The 11,323-nt window shown below is 38.2% G+C and carries 9 protein-coding genes; 6 read left to right on the forward strand and 3 right to left on the reverse strand.

Annotation, left to right across the window (positions count from 1 at the left end):
* Positions 1-46 precede the first annotated feature (46 nt).
* Positions 47-988, forward strand: a complete 942-nt coding sequence (locus I6F10_RS12380; RefSeq protein WP_197098914.1) for a tetratricopeptide repeat protein — start codon at positions 47-49, stop codon at positions 986-988.
* Positions 989-1,032: 44 nt separating this feature from the next.
* On the opposite strand, the gene I6F10_RS12385 is transcribed toward I6F10_RS12380, so the two are convergent.
* Positions 1,033-1,938, reverse strand: coding sequence for a DUF808 domain-containing protein (locus tag I6F10_RS12385; RefSeq protein WP_024605924.1), 906 nt, complete (start codon positions 1,936-1,938; stop codon positions 1,033-1,035).
* Positions 1,939-2,083: 145 nt separating this feature from the next.
* On the opposite strand from I6F10_RS12385, the gene I6F10_RS12390 reads away from it, so the two are divergent.
* From I6F10_RS12390 to I6F10_RS12410, 5 genes are all read left to right on the forward strand, one after another.
* On the forward strand, positions 2,084-2,365 hold the full coding sequence (locus tag I6F10_RS12390; protein WP_024605925.1) for an MliC family protein: 282 nt from the start codon (positions 2,084-2,086) through the stop codon (positions 2,363-2,365).
* Positions 2,366-2,431: 66 nt separating this feature from the next.
* Positions 2,432-4,462: a methyl-accepting chemotaxis protein gene (locus I6F10_RS12395; RefSeq protein WP_165743270.1), complete on the forward strand. Its 2,031-nt coding sequence runs from the start codon at positions 2,432-2,434 to the stop codon at positions 4,460-4,462.
* A 71-nt stretch (positions 4,463-4,533) separates the two neighbouring features.
* Positions 4,534-6,000 (forward strand): 4-hydroxy-3-polyprenylbenzoate decarboxylase, encoded by a 1,467-nt coding sequence (gene ubiD, locus I6F10_RS12400; RefSeq protein WP_002960958.1) that lies wholly within the window; start codon positions 4,534-4,536, stop codon positions 5,998-6,000.
* Positions 6,001-6,109: 109 nt separating this feature from the next.
* A complete protein-coding gene (gene fre / locus I6F10_RS12405; RefSeq protein ID WP_149594663.1) occupies positions 6,110-6,823 on the forward strand; it encodes an NAD(P)H-flavin reductase in 714 nt (237 codons plus the stop codon).
* Between the two features lie 167 nt (positions 6,824-6,990).
* Positions 6,991-7,401, forward strand: a complete 411-nt coding sequence (locus tag I6F10_RS12410) for a CBS domain-containing protein (RefSeq protein ID WP_165743269.1) — start codon at positions 6,991-6,993, stop codon at positions 7,399-7,401.
* A 54-nt stretch (positions 7,402-7,455) separates the two neighbouring features.
* Here the strand turns inward: I6F10_RS12410 and add are convergent, their stop codons facing one another.
* Together add and I6F10_RS12420 are read right to left on the reverse strand one after the other, a co-directional pair.
* Positions 7,456-8,457, reverse strand: a complete 1,002-nt coding sequence (add, locus tag I6F10_RS12415; protein WP_165743268.1) for an adenosine deaminase — start codon at positions 8,455-8,457, stop codon at positions 7,456-7,458.
* Positions 8,458-8,584: 127 nt separating this feature from the next.
* Entirely contained in the window at positions 8,585-11,272 is a 2,688-nt protein-coding gene (locus I6F10_RS12420) for a CHASE domain-containing protein (protein ID WP_165743267.1), read from the reverse strand.
* Positions 11,273-11,323 lie beyond the last annotated feature (51 nt).

The following is an 11,323-nucleotide window of genomic DNA, read 5'->3' on the forward strand; positions in this document are numbered from 1 at the left end:
ACGCTTCTTGTTTTACCTTTAGGTAATTAAACAAGGAGCGTGCTTTATGTTACTTTTCAACACGAGTGAATCATTTCCACATTTTGCACAAACAACACGCTGCCCTCATTGTCAAAGCGACGCCTACCATTTAGTAAATAAAAGCCGCTATTTACGGTTTAGTATTTTACCTATGCTTGCCTTAAAATTAAGTTATAAACGCGAGTGCTATCAATGCGGAAAAAGCGAACCTGTAAAAATAACGCAACTACCGTTAATAGAAAAACTAAGCCTACCTAAATACTTTATTGGTGTATTTTTATTACTTTGGATTGTTTTATTTTTTTATCAACAGCACCTTAATAGCGAGTCTCGAAAGGAAGGCTATTTAAATACGCCTAAAATATATGATACTTACTTAGTACACGCCGACAAATTTACACACGAGCCCTGGACCCTAACCAATTTAAGAATTGCTCAAGTTTTAAATTTTGACGAACAATTTATTACCTTTCAGATAAGCAACTACAGCTATAAACGTAATAATAGTATTACTTTGGCAATGCGTACTAGCCAGCTAATTCAAGACAATTACTTTTCCACTAAAACAATCACCCTCCCTCGTGATGAAGTAGCACGCCTTTACAACGACGAAGCTATTTACGACGTGCTGCGCCCCTATGCCAACATCCTTTATGGTGGGTTTGTGATGCATCCTCCCAAACCTAAGCCACTATATAAAGGCTTAAAGCTCGATAAAAACAATCAACAAGGCATTATTTATTTTAAAGATGGTTTGTTTGTTGAAGCATTTAATAGCTTTAAACAAGCTGCTGAAGCGGGCTCTCAATGGGGGCAATTAAATTTAGCGCAAATGTATCGTGATGGTCAGGGAATAGATCAGGATCAACAGCAGGCTATTTATTGGTACAAAAAGGCCATTGAGCAAAAAAATACTAAAGCACAATTTGAATTGGAATCTCTTTGTAAAATAGCTAACTGTGAATGAGTGAATTTCAATATAGCTGGCGCAACAAGTACGCCAGCTTGGAATTATTTTTTAAATAATTTTGTATAACCTACATGTATAAGCACAACAACTAAGCCAGCAATCACGCCTAGCAAACCATCAAACAATAGAGGAGCTAATACCTCTCCTGTACCGCCAGCAACAGATTGGGCATAGTTTGTTACATCGACTTGAGTATGATGCAGTAACTCAACACCATGTACTAAAATCCCGCCACCGACTAAAAACATCGCGATGGTGCCCGCAAATGCTAAAAACTGCATCAACCTAGGCGCTGCTGCGAGTAAGCCTTTCCCAAGTAATTCTTTAAATTTATTAGCTGTTACCTTTGATTGGTTGAGTAAATAAAGCCCGGCATCATCCAGTTTTACAATACCTGCCACTAAGCCATAAACACCAATAGTCATTATAATTGCGATAACACAAAGCACTAAAGCTTGATTAAGCAATGTAGCACCTGCCACAGTACCTAAAGTAATCACAATAATTTCGGCAGAAAGAATAAAGTCGGTTCTTATTGCCCCTTTTATTTTTTGTTTTTCGTACTCAACTAAATCTAATTTCTCACCCTCGTCTACCGCTTCACTGTTATGAGGCAAAAACTTAGCAAATACTTTTTCAGCTCCCTCAAAACATAAAAACAAACCACCCATCATTAAAAGCGGTGTTATTAACCAAGGCAGCCATACGCTTATTAATAAAGCAGCGGGTACGAGTATCGCTTTATTTAAAAATGAGCCCTTTGCCACAGCCCAAACAACCGGTAATTCACGCTCTGCTGCTACACCTGTAACCTGCTGTGCATTGAGCGCTAAGTCATCGCCTAATACACCCGCTGTTTTTTTTGTTGCAACCTTACTCATTGTCGCAATGTCATCAAGTAAAGTGGTTATATCATCTAATAACGTTAAAAGGTTAGTGCCTGCCATAAAGCTTCCGAGCTCAAAAAATATTGCTATAAACATAACTTAAAGCGCTACTTTCACCAACGGTTAATTTTGCTTTGTTATTCTTACATTAGATTAAAATTTTGCCCTGTGTTTTAACTAACGTTTAAAGAAGATGGGAGGAAAAATGAAAGTATATTTAGCATTAATCGCTATTTTACTAAGCTTAACCGCATGTAGTGATTTAAAAACCAGTACTGCTTACCAATGCGATGATGAGAGCGTAAAACTCAATATTATTAATAATTCTGAAGCCGAACTTATCTTTAACAATAAAGTGCATGTACTTAATCACGAAAAAAGTGCATCTGGGAATAAATATATAAGTGAAGAGGTACTGTTTTGGGGTAAGGGTAAGGAAGCCATGTTAATCATTGCAGGTAAAAAAAGACAGTGCACCAAGGTTTAACATAAAAACAACCAATAAATCACAATAATGCTACAATAATTAAAGACCCATTATTGTGATGAAGTTATGCGTTCAATTGCGATCAAACATAAAATAATTTTAGCCTTTACAGCCATTGGCATATTGGTGCTAACAAGTAGTGTATTTTTTTATTGGTCATTAAACAAAATTAGCGTTAACAATACCCGAACCGAAAAATTAGCGGTTCCGGTACAACAGTTCAGCAAAGATTTAAGGCTATCATTACTGTCTATTACCAAATTTAACGCCTTAGCTTACAGCCAAGCAAACCTTGATTTACTTCAACAAAATAAAAAACAGGCGCAAGTTGAGCAACAACAATTTAGCGATATGCTCAATTTGTTAAGCACTCAACTAAATCAACAAATAACAATGCAAAATTTACTCACCAGTACCAACGCAGGTTTCGAGCAACTGACTGAAGTAAGTATCGCAATGTTTAGCGCTAAAGAGCGTAAGTTTGTAGCGCAAAATTCCACCATAGAATTATCAGCAACGTTTAACGAGCAACTTTACAATTTAAGTTCTAACTTACTTGATATAGAACTTTTAGAAGTGCCTGTAAAACAGCAGGCGTTACTTAATGCTATGTTTGGAACAGCGACCCGTATAGATGATTTATTGTTTAACTTAAGCAATAATATAAAAAGCATTACTCAAACTGCAAGTATCAATGATTTAAATAGTCATCAGCAAGATACTCTATTTCTACTAGATAACATCCAACCTAATTTCACCTATTTAGAGCAACAAGCGCTACCTTTTGATAATGCGTTTAATGCTAAAAATTTAACGGCTAAGTTTAATCAATTAAGAGAGTTACTTAACAACGATACAGGAATTTACGCCCAACAAAATAAAGTACTCAAAAGTGCTATTGCTGCGGCTCAAAATTTTGAACACTTTCAACAGCAATTTATAACAACAGAAGGTCAGCTTATTGAACTTAATAAATTGGCTGATGAGCGCTTTAATGCCTTACAAACTAATGCAAAGGCCGCCATAAATACAGGGATTAGTTCTGTAGTAATTATTACGATTGTTTTAATTATATTGATTATCGCAATCTCTATTTTTACAACTCGCGCAATGCTAAAACCGCTTAAAAAAGTAAACCGCGATTTAGCCCGAATCGCCTCAGGTGATTTATCAAAGCGAAGCCACCCACGTAGTAAAGATGAATTTGGTACTTTGCTAAATAACATAAATAAACTCAGTGAAGACCTTACTAACCTAATTGGTGCAATTAGTAGCGACGCCCACAAACTAGACCGCAGCGCTATTAAAACCAGTGAAAAAGGTCAGCAAATGACGGTTGTTGCACAACAGCAGTTAGAGCGAAGCGCGCAGGCAACATCGCTTGCACAAAATATGCTAACCAACTCACAAGCGGTTTATGAGCAAGCTGATAAAACATCAAGTGAAATAACCAATGCATCGCAATTTGCAAATGATGTAAACGAGATTGCTAATCAAAATAGTCTAAGTATAGAAACTTTATTGCAGCGCCTTGATAAAGCAGTAGGCAGCACAGAAGTACTCGCACAGTACACCCAGCTTATTGAAGCCATTGTTGAAACAATTAGTAGCATTGCCGAGCAAACTAACTTACTAGCACTTAATGCTGCAATTGAAGCAGCGCGAGCGGGTGAAAACGGACGCGGGTTTGCTGTAGTTGCTGATGAGGTTCGATCATTAGCTGCTCGTACACAAACCTCGACTAGCGAAATAAACACCATGATCCAAACATTGCAACAACACACTAAAACAACTCAAGAACACATTACTGATGGCCAATACCAAGCCAAGCAATGTGTTAAAAACAGCATTGAACTAAATAAAGCCGTAGAGCGTATTAAAAGCACATTGTTGTCTGTTAATCAGATGAGTGAGCAAATTGCTCATGCATCACATGAGCAATTGACTAACAGTGGCGACATTCAACAAATAATGGCAAAGGTGACAGAGCAAGCAACCTTGAATGCCCAAAATGCGACAACCCTAGCAAGCGAAAGTGAAGACGTAAACCAACTTGCACACTCTTTAACGAGTGCCGTAGAGCGCTTTAAGTTTTAAGTGCAAGTAATGACTTGCCTTGCATGAAATGGGTATAATACTTTAACTCTTTTGCTTAATAGCGGCCCACAATGAAATATAAAGATCTACGTGATTTTATCGATTTGCTTGAAAAAAAAGGCGAACTTAAACGTATCACCCAAGAAATCGACCCGTATCTTGAAATGACCGAAATATCTGATCGCACATTGCGTGCAAAAGGCCCTGCGTTATTATTTGAAAACCCAAAAGGCTACGATATGCCGGTACTTACCAACTTATTTGGTACACCAAAACGCGTAGCAATGGGCATGGGCCAAACAGATGTTAGCGAGCTTCGCGAAGTGGGTAAGCTACTCGCTTTTTTAAAAGAACCTGATCCACCAAAGGGTATTAAAGAAGCACTAGGCGCTATACCTATTTTTAAGCAAGTGCTTAATATGCCTGCAAAAGAAGTTAAAAAAGCACCTTGCCAGCAAGTAGTTTTAGAAGGTGATGATGTAGATTTAACTAAATTACCTATTCAACATTGCTGGCCAGGTGATGCAGCGCCATTAATTACTTGGGGCCTTACAGTTACTAAAGGGCCTTATAAAAAGCGCCAAAATTTAGGTATTTATCGCCAGCAATTATTAGGCAAAAATAAAATAATTATGCGCTGGTTGTCACATCGTGGTGGCGCGCTTGATTTTCAAGAATGGTGTAAAGAAAACCCAGGGCAACCCTACCCTGTATCGGTAGCATTAGGTGCCGATCCTGCCACTATATTAGGTGCCGTAACGCCTGTACCTGACACTCTAAGCGAATATGCATTCGCTGGGTTATTACGTGGCAGCAGAACCGAAGTTGTAAAATCTATTTCAAATGACCTACAAGTCCCTGCCAGTGCAGAAATAGTACTTGAAGGTTACATAATGCCTGGTGAAATGGCGCCAGAAGGCCCTTATGGTGACCATACCGGTTACTATAATGAAGTCGATGACTTTCCAGTAATGACGGTCACTCATTTAACGCATCGTAAAGATCCTATTTATCACAGCACATTTACCGGCCGTCCGCCTGATGAGCCTGCTATTTTAGGTGTGGCACTTAATGAAGTGTTTGTGCCGATACTACAAAAGCAATTCCCTGAAATTGTCGACTTTTACCTTCCGCCTGAAGGGTGCTCATATCGTATGGCGATTGTAACAATGAAAAAACAATATCCAGGCCATGCTAAGCGCGTGATGATGGGAGTTTGGTCGTTCTTACGTCAGTTTATGTACACCAAATTTGTAATCGTCTGCGATGACGATGTTAACGCCCGCGATTGGGAAGATGTTATTTGGGCTATAACAACCCGAATGGATCCAGCGCGTGATACAACATTAATAGAGAACACACCTATTGATTATCTCGATTTTGCATCGCCAGTCTCAGGTCTTGGTTCAAAAATGGGGATGGATGCTACCAATAAATGGCCTGGCGAAACCACCCGCGAATGGGGCGAGCCTATTGTTATGGATAAAGACACCAAAGACCGTGTAGATGATATTTGGGAAAGCCTTAATATTGTTTAAGTGTTTATATGTAAGTACATATCAGGCTATAAAATAACCCTGCAGATATGCTAGAATCGAGCTATTCGATTGCGTATCTGCTGTTACAAGCGCTGCTAAAAGGTAAAAAATGCAAACATTAAAAGCTGAAGTTGTAGCTATCAGCCCACTTACAGAATTTGTTCATAAAGTAATTTTAAAGCCACAACAACCTGTGACCTTTGAAGCTGGCCAATACATGCAACTCGTATTAGGCGAAAAAGACAAACGTGCTTTTTCTATAGCTAGTCGCCCTTCACAGTGCGATGCAATAGAACTGCATATTGGCGCCTCAGGTGCCGATTCGTATGCAATGCAATCGTTAGAGCATTTACGAAACGCCCATACCACAGGGCAGTTAGTAGACATTGAAGCTGGCTTGGGTATTTCACAGTTGCGCCTGCAATGTGAGCGCCCTATTATTTTACTCGCCGGTGGTACTGGTTTTTCATACGCAAAATCAATGGCTGATCATTTAGCTGAAATAAAATGTGACCGTCCTGTATTGTTTTACTGGGGCGTAAAAGAAGAATCTGCTTTATACGCACACACAGAAATGCAAGCATGGGCAGATAGCCATGAGAATTTTAAGTTTATTCCTGTAGTAGAAAATCCATCTGCTAATTGGCAAGGACACACTGGCTATGTACACAAAGCAGTAATGCAAGATATTGTGTCACTAGAACCATACGATATTTATATGGCAGGTCGTTTTGACATGATAGGTATTGTCCGTGATGACTTTATTACTCATGGTGCAATTCGTGAAAACATGTACGCAGATGCATTCGCATTTATCAAATAATTGAAATTTACTTTCAGTTATAAATAAAGGCACCTAATCGGTGCCTTTATTTTTATAACAACAAATATTTAATAGTTAAAACCTATCAACTCCATCAATATAAACAATTTCCTAAATCCCTATCTATAAACCATACTTTGTATAGAACATCAGCGGGAGAGACCCAAATGCTAAATACAAAAGTAAAAGATTTTATGCAACGCAAGTTGCCAAATATCACACCAGATACAGAAATGACGACAGCCATAGCAGAACTACAAAAATTTAAACTACTTGGCGCACCAGTATTTGATAAAGATAAATACTTAGTTGGATTTATATCAGAGCAAGAGCTGTTACAACCACTTACTCAAAGCAGTTATTTTTGTGATGGGATGGTTAAAGTATCGCAGCTTATGCAAACAGAGGTAGTGACCGTTAGCGGCGATACCAACATTATTGAGCTTGCACAGCAGATGCAGCCTGGTAAACCAAAAAACTACCCTGTTGTAGAGGGCATTAAAGTAATCGGTATGATCAGCCGAGCAGATGTACTTAAAGCACTTTACGATAATTACATAAGCTGCCAAACACACTAAATTGCAGATACAAAAATGCCGCTTATATAAAGCGGCATTTTTAATGCTCTTAAATTAACGTGCGCTAACGAGTGCTAAAAGTTCTTTTTTATCGCCATCGCTTAAAAATGCTATTTCTAACGCATTTTTTTGAGCTTTTTCCATATCAGCTTGAGATAAGCCAGCTTTAGGTGCAGCAACGGTATATTCATACTCAATTTCAATACCTTCAACCGCAGGATCATCAGTATTAATACACGCTAAAATACCATAATCTAAAAACTGTTTAAGTGGGTGCTTAGTTAAATCGTTTACTGTACTGGTTTGAATATTACTTGTTAAGCATGACTCAATACCAATACGGTTATCGCGTAAATAATCCATTAGTTTTGGATCTTCAATTGCTTTAACGCCATGCCCTATTCGGCTCGCACCCAACTCATTAATTGCTTGCCAAATACTTGGAGCACCAAGTGCTTCTCCAGCATGAATAGTCGAAGCTAAATACGCATTTCGTACTTGTTTAAAGTGCTCTACAAACAACTCACCCGGGAAGCCAATTTCGTCACCGGCTAAATCAACAGCGACTAAATCCTTTTTAAATGCGAGTAATGCATCAAGCTCTTTTTGACACGTTTTTACGCCATAAGTACGCGATAAAATACCAATCAAGTTAGCTTTTATATTTGCGCCCTTTGTTGCTGATTTAATACCATCAACAACTGCCTCTACAACGCCTTCTGGGTGTAAACCTTGGCTTTGTGCCATGTAGTAAGGGCTAAATCGAAGCTCCACATAATCAAGACCTTGTGCTTGTGCATCTTCAATGTTTTCAATTGCGATACGTCTACACGCATCGTAGTCGCCAAGCACAGTAACTCCCCAATCTAACTTTTGTAAAAAAGCCATGAGGTTTGGTTCAGGATCAATAACTTGAACATGAGGGATTAATGCTTCAACGTTATCTGCAGGTAGCTCTATATTAAACTGTCGACCAAGTTCTAATATGGTTTGCGCACGTACATTACCGTCTAAATGGCGGTGAATATCTAGCAAAGGTAATTTTCTATTGATCATAATAGCAACCCAGTTTAGTTAAATTTGCGCGCATGATACGCAGATACAGTTATTTTTCAAGTCTATATGATTTGCGGTAAGTTTTAGCGGTCATATGTCTGCTTTTTGTGCAAAAAAATGATATAGCCTATTTTCCTGATAAGTGATGCCAAAGAGTTTTAAAAAGCGTATTTGCATCAATAGGTTTGGTAATATAGCCATTCATTCCACAGGCTAGTGCCTTTTTAACGTCATCGTCATGGGCGTTCGCCGATAGCCCTATTATGGGTAAATCAATTAACTCTAAATCACGACGAATTACTTTTGTTGCTTTGAGTCCATCCATTTTTGGCATTTGAATATCCATAAGCACAATGTCGTAGCTATTTTCGGCTAGCTTTTCTATGGCTTCAAAACCATCGTTAGCAATGTCGGCAATACAGCCTTTCGTTTTTAAAATAGCATTAGCAACATGCTGATTAAGTGGATTATCTTCTACTAAAAGTAATTTATAGCCTGTAAATGATAATGTACTTACGTCTATTTCGTTGTATTGCTGCTGAATTTGCTCTGCCTTTGGTAAAGGCGATATTAGCGGCAAACTAAATGTAAATGTAGAGCCTTTACCTTCATAACTAACTAAATCAATTGCACCACCCATTAACTCAACTAGTTTTCTGCAAATACTTAATCCTAAGCCTGTACCACCATATTGGCGTGAGGTTGAGCTATCGGCTTGCGAAAACGGTTTAAACAATTGTTTTTGTGCTTCGCTACTAATACCAATACCCGTATCGTTAATACTAAAATAAGTCATTTTTTTCGATTGCCAAATTTTCAGAGTGATTTCACCTTCCCCTGTAAATTTAACCGCATTATTGAGCAGGTTCAGCAGCACTTGTTTTAAGCGGATTGGATCGGTATTAATGACCAAATTTGATGTTTTATCAAAATCGAGACTTAACTTTATTGATTTAATGTCAGCCTCAAACTGAAGTAAATTAAGCATTTCATCCGCTAAACTCGCTACATTAATAGGCTCTTGCATTAAGTCTAGCTTGCCTGCTTCCATTTTTGAAAAGTCGAGCACATCGTTTAATACCCTCAGTAAAACACCAAGTGCCCCATCTGCTTGCTCTATGTAACTTCTAGCTTGTTGCCAATCGTTTTGCTGGAGCGCTAAATAATGCAGCCCTTTTATACCGTTAATAGGGGTGCGGACTTCGTGGCTCATGTTTGCTAAAAACTGCCCCTTTATATGACTCGCTTCATCTGCTTTTTGTTTTTCTTTGCGTAGTGTATGTGTTTGCTTGGCCACTTGTTCGCGAATTTGTATGTTTGTACCAGTAACTGAAATCAAAAATGTAATCAGTAACCACACAAACAACATACCTACTATTTGTGCAAGCCAATATACTAACCAAGACGTTCTAACTATTGGCTCATATAACTCAACCTGCCACATACGCTTTCCAATCAACAATTGATATTCTTTAAATAGCGCTTGCGAATTAGCGGTATCTGCAATATAAATTGCCTGCTTTTTCCTTGGTATCGTTGTATCAAAAAAGCTAGCTGAAATTGAGTTGTTGTGATCAAATAATAATGTTTGCGATAAGCGTTTCAGGCTGACAATCGCTGCCACAAAGCCTTGAAAATCATCTTCGGTAGAGGACTCTCTAAAAACAGGATATAAAAAAAGCACACCGTGTTCGGCTGTATTTTGGACCAAGTTAATTGGCTCACTTAGTGCAAGTTCATTAAGCTCTTTCGCTTTGCTAAGCGCTGCACCTCTTACTTTACTAGAAGCTAAATCAAACCCTAAAACATCTTCATTACCTTTTAAGGGATATACGTACTTTACTGGAAAGTAATTACTACGCGTACCTGCTGGTTGCCAAGCTCCATCTAGTGACTTTTCTTTTATGTATAGAGGTTTGCCTGTGGCTGGATTTTCATGTGTCTCAAAATCTGCGAGTTTATTTGCTGGTATATAAGGTATCCATTCGAAAGCTAGAATTTCTTGGCTGTAGTCCAACTGCTTTGAAGTAAATTGTTTAAACTCTTTAAAATCCACGTCACTACTACTAGCAAAATATGTAGCTAATAAGCCTAAATGAGCAGTAATACCATCAAGCTTTTGGCTTATAGCATTTTGCACAGTAAGTATTTTGGCTTCTTGCTTTTGAATATCTTTTTCTTTTTTAACACTAGCAGCGCCATAAAAACTAGCGCTGATCAGTATGTAAATTAATAGCGAGGGTAAAATTACCAGCATACGGTGGCGTACTTGTGTGTAATTAAAAGCGGCGAGTACTAAAGGTGTAAATATAAGTACGCCAATACTGTCGCCAATCCACCATGCTATAAAGTTATCAAAAATAGCATTGGTCGGAATCACATTATTCAATGCTAATAAACTTGTTCCTACACCTGCAGCAATAACACAACATATTGGTCCTGCTACTATTAAGCTCTGCACACTGTGTTTTAAAGAAGATAAATCTAGTGGAGTCTTTATAACATTTACTATAATTTGACGACCAATCCAAGCCTGTAAAACAGAGGCTAAAGTGACGCAAATAGCTTGTAAAAGCACATTAAAATGAAGAATATCTACGGTGTTATCAAGATGAATTAAGTTAGTACAAAAAGCACCAATAATAAGGCCAATAAATGACTTACGTCCCCAAATTAAAAAGCTCGCTAAAGCAATTCCTGAGGGCGGCCAAGAGGCAACCGCATAGCCATCTACAGAAAGAAGTGAGTTGCTAAAATACCCAGTAAAAAAGTAAGCACAAGCCAAGCTAAGGGTTAATATTAAAAACTTTCTCAATGCTTGTGCTCCTGAACTACAAAAAATGCTAAGTAGTTATAGTGTAGTCAT

This window comes from Pseudoalteromonas sp. SWYJZ98, assembly GCF_015864495.1.
GTDB lineage: Bacteria > Pseudomonadota > Gammaproteobacteria > Enterobacterales > Alteromonadaceae > Pseudoalteromonas > Pseudoalteromonas distincta.

Excerpts from the sequence above, each read along its gene's own strand:
- I6F10_RS12380 (WP_197098914.1), top strand. The coding sequence starts at position 47 with ATGTTACTTTTCAACACGAGTGAATCATTTCCACATTTTGCACAAACA.
- I6F10_RS12385 (WP_024605924.1), bottom strand. The coding sequence starts at position 1,938 with ATGGCAGGCACTAACCTTTTAACGTTATTAGATGATATAACCACTTTA.
- I6F10_RS12390 (WP_024605925.1), top strand. The coding sequence starts at position 2,084 with ATGAAAGTATATTTAGCATTAATCGCTATTTTACTAAGCTTAACCGCA.
- I6F10_RS12395 (WP_165743270.1), top strand. The coding sequence starts at position 2,432 with ATGCGTTCAATTGCGATCAAACATAAAATAATTTTAGCCTTTACAGCC.
- ubiD (WP_002960958.1), top strand. The coding sequence starts at position 4,534 with ATGAAATATAAAGATCTACGTGATTTTATCGATTTGCTTGAAAAAAAA.
- fre (WP_149594663.1), top strand. The coding sequence starts at position 6,110 with ATGCAAACATTAAAAGCTGAAGTTGTAGCTATCAGCCCACTTACAGAA.
- I6F10_RS12410 (WP_165743269.1), top strand. The coding sequence starts at position 6,991 with ATGCTAAATACAAAAGTAAAAGATTTTATGCAACGCAAGTTGCCAAAT.
- add (WP_165743268.1), bottom strand. The coding sequence starts at position 8,457 with ATGATCAATAGAAAATTACCTTTGCTAGATATTCACCGCCATTTAGAC.